Raw genomic sequence first — 14752 nt, forward strand, 5'->3', positions numbered from 1 at the left:
CGGTCCGGGAGTAACGGCTCGATCCGCGCCCACTGCGCATCTGTTAACGGCACACCCAGACCAACGACCGACTGATCCAAACGAAACTGCCTAGCTCAATCACCAGTCCGTGTCCCCTGAGCACGTCAACCACCTGATGAGCAGGCTGGCCTCTTCTTGGGCGGCCAGATGGTCCGAGCATCCGCCGAGAGCGAGAAACCCTGAGCTTGTGATTCAACGTCTGCTTCGATGCTCGGTCAGCTGGGTGTGAGATCCATCGGCGCATCGTCACTCTAGGGTGGCCACCCCGAGGTCACGACGCATCGCGGTCCTCATGGCCCGGAGCATGTCCCATATCTCCGCCTGGACTTGAACGGCAGTGGCCATCGTCTCCCCAGGCTCCGGCTCTTGTCGCTCAAGGCGTTTGACCTGGCCATAGACCTTGTTCAGGGCCTGATTGACTTCACTCGCGCGTACGAGCACTGCATCAGGGGCGATCATCTGCGCCTCGGAGTATCTGTCGCGATGTGCTCTCTTCGCATCATCGAGTGCCTCCCTGTCGGTCTCCTCGACATTGCGTTCTCGCATGACATGCAGATGGTGGTTGAGCGCTGTGGTGAACTGACGTGCATCCCGATTGAGCTCCACATAGCAGGTGCGTCGGAGGAGCAGGTTCTCGCGGACCTCCTCATGGTCCCGAAGCAGCTCTATCTCCCGACGTCTTGCCCGTTCGGAGGCGCGTTGGGTGAGGAACGATCCCCCCAGTGTTCCAGCCACACCTGCCACCGCGATGATCACAGAGCCAAGATCCACAGACCCCCCTCGAAGCAGCTTGCAGTCACATCACCCACTGCTCGCTGCCTCACTGTCAAGCACAAGACTGCTGGTGCGATCCCACGAAATGGTCCGCCGACGCTGTCGGCTATGGTGAAGGCATGTGTTGCCGTGCTGCCATGACCACCCGTACCGCCGCTTAGCGGCGGTATCCGCGGTTGCCCATAACCGCAGCCTCGTTGCTGCCCCCGTCCGGGGCCAGTGTCACGACGTACCGCCGGATCAGTGTCCTGCCGGCAGCCACTCGCTTATTTCTGTGCTGCCGGGCCATCCTGCCTGATCAGGGGAGTCATGTCTCAGTCGCAGCCCTTCGATTCACAGCACGAAACCCCATCTCCTTGCCCGCATGGAGCCAGCCCCATCGTCGCGCAGGATCGGCCTGTCGCCACCCTGTTTCTGTTGGTCGGGCTCCCCGGAGCCGGGAAAACCACCCGGGCCAAAGGGCTCGCCGCAACGCACCGGGCACTGCGGCTGACCCCAGACGACTGGATGATCCCGCTGTTCGGCGATTCAATGGCCGACGGAAAGCGCTGGGTGCTCGAAGGACGGCTCATCTCGGTCGCCCTCCAGACGCTGCGGCTGGGGGCCAGCGTCGTGCTCGACTACGGGCTCTGGGGCCGCGATGAACGGTCGGCACTGCGCTGGCTGGCACGCTCAGCCGGGGCAGCATGTCAGGTGGTCTACGTGCCCGTGGAAAAGGACGTCCAGCTCGCCCGCATCGCGCACCGCCAGGCGACGACACCGCATCAGACCTTTCCCATGAGCGACGCCACGGAGCCCGCCGGCTCGGCTCCGCGGGTGAATGAGCAGCTGCCTATGGGCGCACGGGACACCAGCCACCACTGACCCGAATCGCAGCAAAGTCACACCGCCCCGCAGCGACTGCGAAGGAGTTCCGCACCGTCGCCTTCGAGTTCGTTGCAGTACGTCGCGCGTCCGGTCATGGCCATCACCAAGGCCAAGGTGGGGCCGGACACGAGCGGCCCCGAACCGGTCGTGAAAGGGCCGTCATTCGCGACGAGCTTCAGCCCGTCGATACGTCCCTTGGCAACGACCACGAGGTCCGAGCCCTGGTAGTACTCGGCCACCCGGGTGACGACCTCGATCGGGTAATCGCGGCGGATGCCCAGCGGACGCCGGATGTCTTCTCCGTGCACGATCGTCTCGCCCAGCATGGCTATGGCGGGCAAGGGAGGCTTGGTGGTGCTCGGGACGACGCGCCGGAATCGCTCAAGAGTCTCGGCCGGGGTCGTGCCCAGCTGCTCGGCCAGCCGCATGGCCACCTGCTTGTCGAAGTCGAACCGGCAACGGATCACCCCTGCCATCCAGCGCACGGCGTTGAGGCTCGCGCCTGCGGTGAGGTGCGCAAGGACCTCACGCACCGTCAAACCGGCGCACAAGGAGGGCGTTTCCCACTGCTCGTCATGCATGTCTGCGAGATCGACCGCCAACGCGGCTCGCTCAGCGCGGATCAAGGGCCAGGCCCCGGTCCCATGGCCACGGTCCGCTGTCACTGCCGGATCATTCATACGGGAAGTCTCCTGTCACGGGGGTGTACTCCAGCGTCGCACCCGGGCCGGTCTGGGCATCCGGCACGGGCGTCCGTCAGGAAGACCGATGCTCCGGAGAAAAGTCATCGCCCGCGAGCAACTTTTCTCCGTGCGGCCCGCCGCTGAGGCATATGACTCAGCCCGAGGCGCCCGGACTTCCACGGCGTGGGCAAGACGACGACCAGTGCACTCGTGCAACCGCTGATCCCGGATTCCCGGGTGCCCGACGCCGAGAAGGTCGGCGAGACGCTCATGGACATCGCGCCGGGGCTCCCCGGGACGGACAACTTCCAGCACTGGCCGCCATGGCGGCAGCTCGTGGTGGAGACCGCGCGCCGGGTACTCGACTACACCGGCGGCACTCTGGTGATGCCCATGACGGTCCTGGTCGAGCAGTACTGGCGTGAGATCAGCGCCGGTCTCGCCCACCACGGCATCCCCGTAGGGCACTTCGTGCTCCACGCCGACCAGGACACCCTCCGCGAGCGCATCGAGCGGGCCACTCCCGTCCCCTCGCCGTTCCGCCTCCGCTGCCTGGAGCCCTACGCGGAGGCGGCCCGCGCCTGGCTGCACGACGAGGCCGAGGTCGTCGACACCACTCGCCTCACACCTGCCCAGGCCGCCCAGCGAGTCGCGGCGGCCGTCGGCTGCTGAGCCCCGAACGGCACGTCATCCCCGGTACCCACTTTTTTGTGGGTACTTGGCAGCGGCCGACGAACATCAGAACCTGGATACGCGTGATCGGCGAGGCACCCGGCCACCGCAGGACCGGCTCGACACCACAAGGGAGGTGACCCACCGGATCAGGACCGACCGGTCCAGGCGACGGATCAGGCCGACCTGCTCTCCGTCAGCCTCTCCAGGCGCCGATGACCCCAGTCGGAGAGCGGGCCGAGGGCCTCGGCGAGTTCGCGGCCGAAGTCGGTCAGGGAGTAGACGGTCTTCAGCGGCAGGACGTCGTAGACCTCCCGGTGCACCAGTCCGTCCGCCTCCATCTCACGCAACGCCTGGGTCAGCACCTTCTCGCTGAGCCCCGGCAGCCGGCGGCGCAGTTCGGCCGGGCGGTGCGGGCCGTCCTCCAGCCGCCACAGCAGCGACGTCTTCCACTTGCCGTCGATCACGGCGATCGCCGCGGTCACCCCGCACACGTTCGGGTCATGGCGCCGGTGCGTCATGCCACGCCCCCGGGCACCACGGCCCTCTTCACCACACCCTTTCGGGCCAGGCTCCTTTGCGCCATGTCCCACCCCTTTTGTCATCAATCAGCGTCACCCTACTAGGAGTTGCTCATGTCCACACACGCCTCCGAGTCCGCCGTCACCGTCCTCGGTCTCGGCCCGATGGGCCGGGCCCTGGCCGGCGCGTTCCTGGACGCGGGAGTGCGGGTCACCGTCTGGAACCGCACTCCGGGGCGGGACCGGGAGCTGGTCGGCCGCGGTGCCACGTCGGCCGCGTCCGCGGCGGAGGCGGTCGCCGCCGGCGCGCTGACCGTCGTCTGCGTGGTGAACTACGACGCGGCCGACGCCGTCCTGCGGCAGGACGCGGTCACCGACGCGCTCAAGGGCCGTACCGTCGTCAACCTGACCGCCGACACCCCGGACCGCGCCCGGGACACCGCCGCGTGGGCGGACGCGCACGGGATCCGCTATCTGGACGGCGCGATCATGACGCCGACCACGGCGATCGGCACGCCGCAGGGGGTGTTCATCTACAGCGGCTCCGCGGAGCTCTACGGCGAGCACCGACCGGTCCTCGACGCGCTCGGCGGCGCCCACACCCACCTCGGCGAGGACATCGGCCGGGCCGCGGCCTACGACATCGCCCTGCTCGACATCTTCTGGACCTCGATGGCGGGTTTCGCCCACGCCCTGGCCGTGGCCCGGGCCGAGGGCATCGCCGCGCGCGAGCTCACTCCCTTCGCGCAGGGCATCGCCGCGATCCTGCCGCCGCTCTTCGAGGAGTTCGCGGGTGACGTGGACGACGCCACCTACTCCGGCGAGCTCAACCCGATCACCTCCGGCGCCTCCACCATGGCGCACATCGTCGAGGCGTCGGAGTCCCACGGCATCGACGCCGCCGTCATGCGGGCGATCGAGGGGCAGGCCCGCCGCGTCATCGCCCTCGGGCACGGCACGGACGGGTACCTGCGGGTCAGCGAGCTGCTCGGCCGCCACCTGCGGTGATCCACTCCTGAAGGACGGCGAAGTCCCGGTCGGTGAGGCCCTGGCGGTCGTCGACGCGGTGGAGGAGGGCCGGCCCTGAGTGGTGGCCGGCCACCCAGGCGCGCCCCAGCAGGTCGGCGAGCGTGGTCGTCGGGATCTCCACATATTCCGTGGCGGGTGTCATGGGACGGACGGTACCGTCTGCCCCATGACTGCCGGGTCGGCCATGTGCCGTGAGCGAGTTGGGTGTTGCCCGGCCTCTGAGTGAGGCCAGGGCGGCGGGCCAGGGGCCCGCCTCTTTCTCTTCGCCTTCCCTTCGTACGGAAACCAGCGACAGAGAAAGAGAGAGACTTGCCCAACGACTTCAATCAACCGGTCATCGAGGAGTTCCGCGCCAACAAGGGCCGCGTGGGCGGCTACTTCGAAGGTGCCAGGCTCCTGCTGCTCACCACCACCGGCGCCCGCACCGGCCGCCCGCACACCACACCCGTCGGCTACCTCCCCGACGGCGGCGAGCGCGTCCTGGTCATCGCCTCGGCCGGCGGCGCCCCCAGGCACCCGGCGTGGTTCCACAACCTCGTCGCGCATCCCCGGGTCACCGTCGACAGCGGCGCCTTCACCTACGAGGCGCGGGCCGTCGTCCTCGAAGGCAAGGAGCGCGACCGGGCCTTCGCGCGGGCCGTGGAGGCGGAACCCGGCTGGGCGGAGTACCAGGAGAAGACGGAGCGGGTGATACCCGTCGTGGCCCTGGAGGAGATCACCCGCGGTGGTCCGCCGAACGTCAACGCCTCCTCCATGGGCGAGGCCATCAAGGTCGTCCACGACGCCTTCCGCCGTGAACTCGCGCTGATCCGCGAGGAGATGAGCAAGGACGGCGGTACGGCCCTCGGTGCCCAGCTCCGCGTCAACTGCCTGACCTTCTGCGCCGGCCTGCACAACCACCACACGGGCGAGGAGCAGGGAATGTTCCCCGTCCTGGCCGACCGCCACCCCGAGTTCGCGCCGGCGCTGGCCCGGCTGGGCGAGGAGCACGAGCGGATCGCCGAGCTCGTCGAGGACCTGCGGCGCGCCGTGTCCGCCGAGGCCGCGGACCCGGCCGCCGCCCGCGCCGAGGTCGAGCGCCTCACCGCGGCACTGGAGGATCATCTGGCCTACGAGGAGGAGCAGTTGATCCCGATCCTCGACGCCGCGTAGGACCTGACGAGGGGTGCCTCCACGTGCCGCGGCGGACGGCGGCGGGCACCCCTCGAAGCACCCCCTCCCGACCGAGCGGCACCCCTCAGAACGGCAGCGGCCTGTCGTGCACGACCTCCAGCCCCGCCACCGCCCGCGTCACCACCACGTACAGCCGCTGCCACCCGCGCTCCTCCGCCGCCACGATCGCGGCCGGCTCCACGGCGACGACGTGGTCGTACTCCAGTCCCTTCACCACACCCGCCGGCACGACGGCCACCCGCGCCCCGAGCTCGTCCGCGCCCCCCGCCTCGATCCCGGCCGCCGCCAGGGCCGCACGCATCCGCTCCACCTCGCCGTCGGCCGCGACGACCCCCACGGACCCCTCCCGGCCCAGCGCGTCCCGTACCGCCGCCGCGACCGCCCCCGGCAGGTCTCCGCCCGCCTCCCGGAACCGCAGCTTCCCCTCGCCGCGCAGCGACCGGGCCGCCGGCACCTCCACGTCCAGCCGCTCCAGCAGCCGGTTGGCCAGCGACAGCACCGCCCCGGGCACCCGGAACCCCGCGGTGAGCGGTACGACCGCCGCGTCCGGCTTCCCCAGGTGCCGCAGCACCGTCCGCCACGACCGTGCCGCCCAGGGTGTCGTCCCCTGCGCCAGATCCCCCAGCACCGTCATCGAGCCGAAGGCCGCCCGGCGCGCGATCGCCCGGCACTCCATCGGCGACAGGTCCTGCGCCTCGTCGACGACGACATGGCCGTACCCCTGGGGGTGCTCGATGAGGCCGGCCACCTCGTCCAGCAGCACGAGGTCGGCGGCCGACCAGCGCGCCGACTTCCACGACCGGGGCGGTCTCGCCCACAGCAGCGCCTTCTGCTCGTCGGCGTCCAGCAGCCCGTCCGCCGCCGCGGCCAGCGCCCCGGGACCGGTGAGCAGTGCGGCGACCACCTCCTCGGGCCGGACCTGCGGCCACACCGCGTCGACGTACGCCCCGACCGCCCGCGCCCGCGAGATCCTCTGCACCCAGGCGTTGCCCCGCGGACCGGCACGGCGTTCGGCCTGGGCCTGGATGTACCGCACGACCCGCGTCCGCACCCGCTCCCGCCCGACGGCGTACGGCGGCTCCTCGGCCCGCACTCCGTCGACGATGCGCAGCAGCTCGCCCTCCGGGACCCGCCATCGGTACGAGCCGTCGGGGACCACGAGGGCCTCCGCCTTCTCGGCGCCCACCCGCGCGTACAGCGCCCGCCGCAGGACCTCCGCCATCCGCGCGTCGTGCTTCACCCCGGCGGCCCGCTCGTCGTCGGTTCCGGTGACCGGATGCCGGGCGATCTCGTCCCGCAGGGTGGACTGGCGTACGCCGGTCTCGCCGAGCGCGGGCAGCACCTGGGAGATGTACGCCAGGAAGGTGCGGTTGGGGCCGAGGATCAGCAGGCCGCCGCGCCGGATGCGCCGCGGGTGGGTGTAGAGCAGATACGCGGCGCGGTGCAGGCCGACAGCGGTCTTGCCGGTGCCCGGAGCGCCCTGCACGCAGACGGAGAGGGTGAGGTCGCCCCGCACCAGATCGTCCTGCTCGGGCTGGATGGTGGCCGCGATGTCCCGCATGGGCCCGACCCGGGGGCGCTCGATCTCCCGGCTGACGATCTCGCTCGCCCGGGACTCGCCCCCGTCGAGGTGCTCGTCCTCCAGGCCGGTGAGGTCGGCGGAGTCGCCGCGGCTCCCGGGCGCCCAGCCGAACCGCCGCCGTACGGCGACGCCCTGCGGGTCGTGGACGGAGGCCTGGTAGAAGGCGCGGGAGACGGGGGCGCGCCAGTCGACCACGAGGGGTGGTTCGGCGGGATGCTCGCTGATCCGCAGCCGCCCGATGTGCAGCGCCTGCCCGTCGCCGCCGAAGTCGAGGCGCCCGAAGAACAGCGGTCCCTCGGGCAGCTCGCGCATCTCCTTGGCGCGGCTGCGCAGCCGGTGTCCGAGGACCTCGGCGTCGGCGCCGGAGGCGGAGACGTCCTCACCGGTGACGACGTGTTCCTGGGCGCCCTCGACCATCTCGGCGAAGGCGGCGCGGCAGCGGTCGTGATGGGCGCGTTCCTGGGCGAGGGTGTGGCGCAGGGCCGGGTCGGGTGACGTCATTCCATGGAGCATACCCAAAAACCGTGACTGAGTTAAATTTCTTACTGAGACTCAGCGGATGGTCAGTCCCGTCAGCCCCGCCTCCAACGCCCCGAACGCCCGCTCCGCGGCCGTCACCGCATCCCGCTTCACCTCGGCCAACGGCTCCCCCGCGGCGATCCGTCGCCAGTTCTCCTGCGCCAGGACCCGCTGCACGGCGATGATCTGCCCGGCGGCCAGCCTCGCCTCCAGCCCTGCGCCGAGCGCCTCGGCGAGCGCCGCCTCCGACCGCTCCAGGTAGCCGTACAGGCGGGCGGCCAGTGCGGGAGTCCCGTACAGCATCGACTGGTAGGCGAGGACCTCGGGATGGTCGTTCAGCCCGGTGACGGGGTCGCACCGCTCCAGCCCGGCCAGGAAGTGCCGCCGCAGCGCCGCGACGGGCGAGGGCCCCTCCCGCACGACCCGGGCGGCCTCGTCCTCGTGGTCGGCGAACCGGTACAGGACGAGATCCTCCTTCGTCGGGAAGTACCGGAAGAGCGTCGGCTTGGAGATCTCGGCCGCGGCGGCGACCTCGGCCACGGAGACGGCGTCGAAGCCCTTCTCCAGGAAGAGACGGATGGCGGTGTCCGACACGGTCCGGTACATCCGCCGCTTCTTGCGCTCCCGCAGGCCGATCTCGCTCATGACGTGAGCCTACGCACCGCCGGCCTCTCCCTCAGGTCGCCTCCCCCCTGCGCCACTGCGGAACCGTGGCCAGCTCCCACAGGTCGTCGAAGTGCTTGATCCACGTGGAGACGGCCGCCTCCGCGGCGGCGGTGCCCTCCCGGTGCCAGACGTTGAGGTCGGTCCGGTACCCCTTCGGGTCGAAGAACACCTCACCCCGGTGGTGCATCCGCACCGACAGGTCGTACAGACCGTGCAGCACCTGGAGCCGGTTGAAGATGCAGATCTTGTCCCGCGGAATGCCCGGGTAGCAGCGGTACTCGCACTCGACCACCAGCCTGCCGGTGGCGGTGAGCCGCCGGGCGATGTCCGACAGTTTCTCCTCGTACTCCTGGCAGCGCGCCGACATGCGTTCACGGAACGCCCGGTCGTCCACCGGCCGGCCGTCCTCGCCGACCTTCGAGGGCACCGTCATCTCCTTCTCGAAGTCCGGCACGAGCATCCGGATCACGACCTTCCGGATCGGCCCACGGTTGTCGAAGAGGTCTTCGAGGCGGTGGTACAGCTCGTGGTGGAGGGTCTCGCCCGTGTACCCGAGGAAGCTGATCTCCACCCTCCGGGCCTGGAACGCCTCGCTGACGAAGCTGCCGAGCTGGCGGGAGTTCACCAGCGTCAGGGTCGGCACCCGCACCGAGGACGAAAGCTCCTTCACCGCGTCGTACAGCACATAGCCGATCAGGCCGAGCAGGGCACCGCCGAGGTAGGCCTTGTCCTGCAGGGCGTCCCCGACCGGCCTGACGAACTGGGCGGTCAGCCCCACGGCGAACACCGCGGCCAGCAGCACGCGGGTCACGGCCGGTTCGAACCGTTCCTGGTACCGCCTCAACCGCCGTCCCACCCCGCCCTCGGACGGTCCGTTCCCCCGCTCGGCCATCCCTGACCCACCTCCATACCCGCGCGGCCCGACGGAACGTCACATACCGGGAGCCACCCCGCCTTTGGGTGAGGTCATGGTGCCGCTAGGCCAGAGCGCGGGCAAGATACGGGTTCGCCGTCCGGCGGACGGGGAGGCCCAGGAAGGCGGTCGCCTCGGCCAGGGTCATCGGGTAGGAGTCCACCGCACGGCGTACGTTGGGTGCGTCCATGCTCGCGCCGGTGACCAGGCGGTCCAGGTCCACGTACGCGGAGCGGACGGTCTCGATGCCACGGTAGACCCGCCAGTCGAGCCGCCAGTCCTTGGTGAACTCCACCTCCAGCGCGCGCTCCCAACGCCGGAACATACGGTCCCGGATCTCCGGCCGGGTCGGCGTGAGGTGCATGTGCCGGACCAGGTCGTAGAGAGGGTCGCCGACCACCGCCATCTCCCAGTCGATGATGGTCACCGCGAGGCGGTCGTCACGACGCACGAGGTTCCACGGGTTGAGGTCGCCGTGCAGCAGAGACGGCTTGCGGTGACTCACCCGGTGCCGGGACAGGATCTGCTGGAGGCGGTCGGCGTCGGGAAGCCCCAGGAAACGGGCCAGCTGCTGCGACTCCTTGGGCAACTCCCGCACCAGTGCGACGAGCTGCCCCATCAGCCAGGCGAAGAAGCCGCCCTCCCCGGCGGTCGGGTCGACCTGCTTGTAGTCCACCCGTGTCAGTGCGGTCAGCTGGTCCACGAGCCCGTCCGCCTCATGCGGGAGCAGGCCGTGCACCGGGTGCCTGGGAGGCTCGTCGCGCGATCCGACGTAGGTGTGGATGGCGAACGGGTCGTTGGCGTAGCTCACGCCCAGCACGAGGGCCCGGGGCGCCGCCACCTCCACGGGCGCCTCCTCGATGGCGCGGAGCACGGCGTGCTCGCTGAGAAAGCTGGGCTCCCTGCGGCACACGTCGGGCAGCCTGCGCCGCACGACCACGGGGAAGCCGACCCCCGGCACCGAGACGACCGTGTTGAGGTGCGCGGTCCCCTTGAACACCCGGCCCGCCGGGGCGGCGCCCTCCAGAAGCAAAGCGTTGCGCACGGCCGAGGCGGGAAAGTCGTGCCGTGTGCCGAGCCGCCGGTCCCGAGTCCAGGTGAAGGCTTTCCTGACCCAGTCCCGCCCGTTGATGCCGCCGTGGCTGCGCGACGCCAGCCACCGGAACAGGGCCCGCTCGATCTCGCCCTCGCTCGGCACCTTGCCCAGCCGCAGCGGGTCCGCCGCCGCCTCCAGGGCCAGACGCACCTCCGCGGTCGCCTCGTCGAGCCGCTTCTGGGTCAATGGCTCCAGCAGCGACTGCGCGGCGCGCATGACGTCCGGGTAGACGGACTGCGCCCGCTCGAAGGCGACGTAGCGGGGCAGGTCCTTGCCCAGGCCGTTGACGGCCGCGGGACGCAGCTCGTGCATGGCGTCGGCCCAGGCATGGACCACTTCGGCCCACTGCTGGTCCGGATAGCGCATGCGCACCAGATGGGTCGCCAGGTCGTGCAGCGGATCGCCGTAGGTCGCCAGCTCCCAGTCGACGCAGATGAGGGGCGGGTCACCGGCGTAGGAGACGATCAGGTTGTCCCGGTGCAGGTCCGCGTGGAGCAGGCTGTACGGCCGCCGCGCCATGGCGGGTACCCGCTCGGCGAGCCGGATCAGGGCGTCCTCGGGGATGCCGAGTGCCGCGAACAGTCCACCGAAGACCTGCCAATTGGGCTGCCTGATCTGCCGGTCGGCGAGGCGGGCCAGCGTCTGGAGGAATCCCTGGCTGTCCATGTCGTTGCGCGGCCACACCGCCGGCAGCGTCGGCAGCGCGCCCCGGCGCACCTGGGCCATCTGGGCGAGCAGACCGGCCAGCGCCTTGACCAGCAGGGTGTCCACGGGCTTGCCGTTCCCGCACACACTGGACAGCGGCATGCCCTCCACATAGCTGTGGATCGAGAAGTGGGCCCCCTTGAAGAGGCACCGCGGCGCGTGGGGCAGGACCCCCCTGATGGCGTCGAGGATCTGCGCCTCGTCGTTCCAGGTCCTGATCACGACGGGCAGCGCGTCGGCGCGCCGCACGCGCACCGTCACGTACGTGCCGGCCTCCTGCCCCAGGTGCCGGGCCGCTGACTGCGTCAGGGGCAGCACGTAGTTGCGGTTGTGGTGCCCGCTGCTCGCCTGCCCCAGCAGCTCGGCCTGCGCCACGAACTCGCCGATGGCGTCGTCGGGCGTGGCGCGCCCCCCGTGCAGATGACGGGGAGCAGGAGGTGCGCCCACGGGCCGCTCCGGGTGAAGGTGAAGACGAGGACGGTATGCCAAACGGTTAACACGCGATGTTCTGCCTCGCACGACATGGTGGGACGTGCGTGGCCGCCGCGGGCGGTCCACCACTTACTTGCACGAAGTCTGTGCGGGGCCGCTCGACGTCTGGCTGGTTCGCCATCACATACGCTCGAACGGGAACGGTTGCTCAATCGGTGCGGGCATGCTAACAGCACCCCGGTGGCTACTGGGACAGCAGATTCCATACCGATTCGAACCACTTCTGCATGCTGTCCACGAACACGGTTCCGGACGAGTTCGGGTCGTCGTCCTTGACGTGGTGCGTGAGGGTCGCCCCGAGGCCCAGCACATCGAGCGCGGCGACCTCCTCGCCGGGCGCCAGTTCGATCTTCCGCTCGATGACCTCGTACGGCCCGTGCAGGGCCTCGGTGCCGTTGAAGAGGTAGAGCTTGAACGCGGGGGTCAGCGGCGCCCTGCGGATCTCCACGTCCACCGACGGCACCCACCCCTCGGTCTTGAGGGCCCCCAGCGACTGCCGCAGCGACTCCGTGTGCCGCTCCGTGATGTCGTCCAGGCGCTGGCGCAGGCGGGGATCGTCCTCGTCGTCCTTGACCCGCGGATACGGCAGAGGGAGTTTCTCGGCGGGCAGGAGCATGCGCAGGCTGATGCGCGCGGGGCTTATGGAGCGGCCGCGGATGCGGTCGGCCTGCTGCTGGATACGCCAATAGAGGGACTCGGAGGTCAACGTGTAGACGTCGAGGGTGACTTCGGGCTGCTCGAAGGCCTCACTGATCAGGGACTCCAGCGTGATGCCCCGCCGCGACCTGGTGGCCTTGGGCGTCGGGGACTGTATGCGCTGGGTCTTGACGACCCGGGAGCCGCTGCCCTGCCGCGACTCGATCCAGCCCTCGTCGACCAACTCGCGCAGGGCCCGCTGGACGGTGTCGCGGGAGACCCCGAACTCCTCCGCGAGATCGCGCTGGGAGGGCAGGAAGGAGCCCAGCGCGTACGCTCCGTCGGTCATCCGGGAGCGCAACTCGTAGGCCACCCGCTGGAATTCCCTGGCCCCACTGTCACCGCTCTGCTGTGCCTCCACGTGGGGACCGTACCGCTTTCCGTCCACCGGCAAACCAGCGCCCAGTCAACCAGTCAACACGACTGCCAGGCAGGCCGGTTGGTTAAGGGATCACACCAGGCGGGCAGACCACTCCCAGACCAGTCAGCCCAATTGGACGGATGGTTGTGGAGTTGCAGGACAGCGGAAGGTGGGTGGGGTCATGCTCCTGCTACAGGTCACCCGAGGACTCTTCGAGCTCTTCCTCGGCATACAGGCCGAGACACGACTCGGCTTGGCCGGGATCGTGCTCCTCTTGACCGTCGGCGTCGGCTTACGGGCCCGGCGCACGGGTCTCGCGGTAGGGGCCGCCGTGATGTTCGCGCTGCTGATGATTCAGGCGTGAGCGCGGACCAGCGCCAGCACCGGCTCCAGTGAGTCCACCACCGCCGTGGCACCCGCCTCACGCAGCAGCTTCTCCTTGCGCGCGTTACGCGCGTACCCGAGGAACGGAACCCCGGCCCTGGTGGCGGCGTCGAGGTCCGAGGGCGTGTCGCCGATCATCAGCGCCGACGAGGGGGCGGCGCCCATGGCGCTCAGGGCCCGGTTGAGGCAGTGCGGGTCCGGCTTGAGCTGGTGGAGGTTGCGGGTGCGGCCGTAGACGTGGGGACTGAAGCATCCGAGCAGCCCGCGGCTGTCCAGGTACGTGCGGACCACGCGCGGGGAGTTGTTGGTGGCGATGGCCAGCCGGGACCCGACCGCCGTCCACGTACGGATCAGCGGGTCGGCGTACGCCGTGGGCATCGCGGAGGAGGTAGCCCTGAGCTCCTCCTGGGTGAGACGTTCCTCCAGTTCCGCGACCAGGTCGCTGCCCGGGCGCCGGCGGTCCACGGCGCGCAGGACGACATGGGGGTCCAGCGACTCCCGTTCGTCGTCGGACAGCAGGCCGGGCAGTCCCCGTCGCTCCAGCCACTCCACCAGGTCGGTCGCGACCCGCTCCGCCGAGTGCCCGGCGAACAGCCGGCAGATCGGTCCGTCGAAGTCCCAGAGCACGATGCGGGCGCCCGCGATCAGTTCCCGGAGCCGGTGCGGGTCGGTCTCGGTCTCGGCGGTCACCGGTTCGGTCTGTGTCGTATCAGAAGTCACTAGGAGAGTGTCAGCTCCGTGCTGATGGTTTCCCAGAGGGCGTCGAACCACTTCTGGGATTCCGCCACGAAGGCGGCGTCGCGCTGCCCTGCCGACTGCGCGAAGGAGAAGAGCAGCGACTGGGAGCCCAGGGCGTCGTACATGTCCAGGGTCCGGCTCTCGTACTCCTCCTGGCGTTCGGTGAGGACGTAATAGCCGATCAGCGCCTCGTCGCCGTTGAGCAGGTACAGCTTGATCGGCGGGGTGAACGGCAGCGCGCGGAAGGTGACGTGGACGTCGACGCCGTGGGTGGCGCGGATGGCCTGGAGGTTGTGGCGCAGCACCTGGGCCTGGGCGTTGCGCATGGCCAGCCAGCGCTGGTGCACGGGGTCGTCGTCGCCCCGCCCCTCGACCAGCACCGGGAAGGCGAGATGGATGTTCCGGGAGGGCAGCAGGATCCGTACGTCGATCGACCGGGGGCGGACCGACCCCTCGTGGATCAGGCGCAGTGGCTCGCCGAGGGCCACCATCAGGGTCTCGGAGGTGTGGCAGACCACGTCCACGCGGACCTGCGGGGCGGCGAAGGCATCGGTGAGCCGGGGGGCCAGGCTGACCATCGTCGGCTGGGGGGCGTCCCGGGTCGGGGCCGGCAGGGCGATGCGCGGCGGGCTGCCCTTGCTGACGTTGGTGAGCAGACCGTCCTCCTGGAGTGCGCGCAGCGCCTGGCGAACGGCGCCTCGCTCCACCCCGAACTCCTCGGCCAGCTCGGCCTGGGTGGGCAGGCGGTCGCCCGCCTTGAGGTCTCCGACCCGGATCCGTTCCCGCAGGTTGTCGGCGATCTCCTGCGGAGAGAGTCTCCTGCTGCCGTTCACTGCCACGTTCTCCTGAGTCACGACCAA

16 protein-coding genes are annotated in these 14752 nt (G+C 70.1%); 5 read left to right on the plus strand and 11 right to left on the minus strand.

All coding sequences use genetic code 11. The annotated features are described in order from the left end of the window. Window positions 1-267: 267 nt before the first annotated feature. Window positions 268-777 carry a hypothetical protein gene (locus tag ACWCPI_RS36940; RefSeq protein ID WP_451042339.1) on the minus strand — a complete coding sequence of 170 codons (510 nt, stop codon included), beginning with the start codon at window positions 775-777 and terminating at the stop codon, window positions 268-270. A gap of 327 nt (window positions 778-1104) precedes the next feature. Here ACWCPI_RS36940 and ACWCPI_RS36945 point away from each other — a divergent pair, with 327 nt between their 5' ends. Further along, on the plus strand, window positions 1105-1659 hold the full coding sequence (locus ACWCPI_RS36945) for an AAA family ATPase (RefSeq protein ID WP_451042340.1): 555 nt from the start codon (window positions 1105-1107) through the stop codon (window positions 1657-1659). A 17-nt stretch (window positions 1660-1676) separates the two neighbouring features. Here ACWCPI_RS36945 and ACWCPI_RS36950 read toward each other — a convergent pair whose 3' ends face one another. Beyond that, on the minus strand, window positions 1677-2342 hold the full coding sequence (locus ACWCPI_RS36950; protein WP_451042341.1) for a maleylpyruvate isomerase family mycothiol-dependent enzyme: 666 nt from the start codon (window positions 2340-2342) through the stop codon (window positions 1677-1679). 213 nt (window positions 2343-2555) lie between these two features. On the opposite strand from ACWCPI_RS36950, the gene ACWCPI_RS36955 reads away from it, so the two are divergent. After that, window positions 2556-3017, plus strand: coding sequence for an ATP-binding protein (locus tag ACWCPI_RS36955; protein WP_451042342.1), 462 nt, complete (start codon window positions 2556-2558; stop codon window positions 3015-3017). Between the two features lie 176 nt (window positions 3018-3193). Here ACWCPI_RS36955 and ACWCPI_RS36960 read toward each other — a convergent pair whose 3' ends face one another. Beyond that, window positions 3194-3538, minus strand: coding sequence for a winged helix-turn-helix transcriptional regulator (locus tag ACWCPI_RS36960; RefSeq protein ID WP_451042343.1), 345 nt, complete (start codon window positions 3536-3538; stop codon window positions 3194-3196). A 114-nt stretch (window positions 3539-3652) separates the two neighbouring features. On the opposite strand from ACWCPI_RS36960, the gene ACWCPI_RS36965 reads away from it, so the two are divergent. After that, on the plus strand, window positions 3653-4546 hold the full coding sequence (locus ACWCPI_RS36965; protein ID WP_451042344.1) for an NAD(P)-dependent oxidoreductase: 894 nt from the start codon (window positions 3653-3655) through the stop codon (window positions 4544-4546). Here ACWCPI_RS36965 and ACWCPI_RS36970 read toward each other — a convergent pair. Further along, complete coding sequence (locus tag ACWCPI_RS36970; RefSeq protein ID WP_451042412.1) at window positions 4515-4709, minus strand: hypothetical protein; 195 nt, start codon at window positions 4707-4709, stop codon at window positions 4515-4517. The two genes, ACWCPI_RS36965 and ACWCPI_RS36970, sit on opposite strands and share 32 nt — an antisense overlap. A 167-nt stretch (window positions 4710-4876) precedes the next feature. Between ACWCPI_RS36970 and ACWCPI_RS36975 the strand changes: the two genes are divergently transcribed. After that, window positions 4877-5719: a nitroreductase/quinone reductase family protein gene (locus ACWCPI_RS36975; RefSeq protein ID WP_451042345.1), complete on the plus strand. Its 843-nt coding sequence runs from the start codon at window positions 4877-4879 to the stop codon at window positions 5717-5719. Window positions 5720-5804: 85 nt separating this feature from the next. Here ACWCPI_RS36975 and ACWCPI_RS36980 read toward each other — a convergent pair whose 3' ends face one another. The 5 genes from ACWCPI_RS36980 to ACWCPI_RS37000 form a co-directional block, all read right to left on the minus strand. Beyond that, entirely contained in the window at window positions 5805-7823 is a 2019-nt protein-coding gene (locus ACWCPI_RS36980) for a HelD family protein (RefSeq protein WP_451042346.1), read from the minus strand. A 51-nt stretch (window positions 7824-7874) separates the two neighbouring features. After that, on the minus strand, window positions 7875-8486 hold the full coding sequence (locus ACWCPI_RS36985; RefSeq protein ID WP_451042347.1) for a TetR family transcriptional regulator: 612 nt from the start codon (window positions 8484-8486) through the stop codon (window positions 7875-7877). Window positions 8487-8517: 31 nt separating this feature from the next. Further along, complete coding sequence (locus ACWCPI_RS36990) at window positions 8518-9399, minus strand: hypothetical protein (RefSeq protein WP_451042348.1); 882 nt, start codon at window positions 9397-9399, stop codon at window positions 8518-8520. A gap of 85 nt (window positions 9400-9484) precedes the next feature. Continuing rightward, window positions 9485-11668 carry a phosphotransferase gene (locus ACWCPI_RS36995; protein ID WP_451042349.1) on the minus strand — a complete coding sequence of 728 codons (2184 nt, stop codon included), beginning with the start codon at window positions 11666-11668 and terminating at the stop codon, window positions 9485-9487. Between the two features lie 229 nt (window positions 11669-11897). Further along, window positions 11898-12770: a GntR family transcriptional regulator gene (locus ACWCPI_RS37000; RefSeq protein WP_451042350.1), complete on the minus strand. Its 873-nt coding sequence runs from the start codon at window positions 12768-12770 to the stop codon at window positions 11898-11900. Window positions 12771-12951: 181 nt separating this feature from the next. On the opposite strand from ACWCPI_RS37000, the gene ACWCPI_RS37005 reads away from it, so the two are divergent. Further along, window positions 12952-13134, plus strand: a complete 183-nt coding sequence (locus ACWCPI_RS37005) for a hypothetical protein (RefSeq protein WP_451042351.1) — start codon at window positions 12952-12954, stop codon at window positions 13132-13134. Here the strand turns inward: ACWCPI_RS37005 and ACWCPI_RS37010 are convergent. Both ACWCPI_RS37010 and ACWCPI_RS37015 read right to left on the minus strand, forming a co-directional pair. Next, the gene (locus tag ACWCPI_RS37010) at window positions 13125-13874 is read right to left on the minus strand and encodes an HAD family hydrolase (protein ID WP_451042352.1); all 750 of its coding nucleotides are present in this window, start codon (window positions 13872-13874) and stop codon (window positions 13125-13127) included. The two genes, ACWCPI_RS37005 and ACWCPI_RS37010, sit on opposite strands and share 10 nt — an antisense overlap. After that, a complete protein-coding gene (locus tag ACWCPI_RS37015; protein ID WP_451042353.1) occupies window positions 13874-14752 on the minus strand; it encodes a GntR family transcriptional regulator in 879 nt (292 codons plus the stop codon). The genes ACWCPI_RS37010 and ACWCPI_RS37015 overlap by 1 nt, the downstream gene beginning before the upstream one ends.

It is taken from the genome of Streptomyces sp. NPDC001920 (assembly GCF_053594495.1).

Bases quoted from the DNA above. Each gene is read 5' to 3' on its own strand.
- ACWCPI_RS36945 (WP_451042340.1), top strand. From the start codon at position 1,105: ATGTCTCAGTCGCAGCCCTTCGATTCACAGCACGAAACCCCATCTCCT.
- ACWCPI_RS36950 (WP_451042341.1), bottom strand. From the start codon at position 2,342: ATGAATGATCCGGCAGTGACAGCGGACCGTGGCCATGGGACCGGGGCC.
- ACWCPI_RS36960 (WP_451042343.1), bottom strand. From the start codon at position 3,538: ATGACGCACCGGCGCCATGACCCGAACGTGTGCGGGGTGACCGCGGCG.
- ACWCPI_RS36965 (WP_451042344.1), top strand. From the start codon at position 3,653: ATGTCCACACACGCCTCCGAGTCCGCCGTCACCGTCCTCGGTCTCGGC.
- ACWCPI_RS36970 (WP_451042412.1), bottom strand. From the start codon at position 4,709: ATGACACCCGCCACGGAATATGTGGAGATCCCGACGACCACGCTCGCC.
- ACWCPI_RS36980 (WP_451042346.1), bottom strand. From the start codon at position 7,823: ATGACGTCACCCGACCCGGCCCTGCGCCACACCCTCGCCCAGGAACGC.
- ACWCPI_RS36985 (WP_451042347.1), bottom strand. From the start codon at position 8,486: ATGAGCGAGATCGGCCTGCGGGAGCGCAAGAAGCGGCGGATGTACCGG.
- ACWCPI_RS36990 (WP_451042348.1), bottom strand. From the start codon at position 9,399: ATGGCCGAGCGGGGGAACGGACCGTCCGAGGGCGGGGTGGGACGGCGG.
- ACWCPI_RS37005 (WP_451042351.1), top strand. From the start codon at position 12,952: ATGCTCCTGCTACAGGTCACCCGAGGACTCTTCGAGCTCTTCCTCGGC.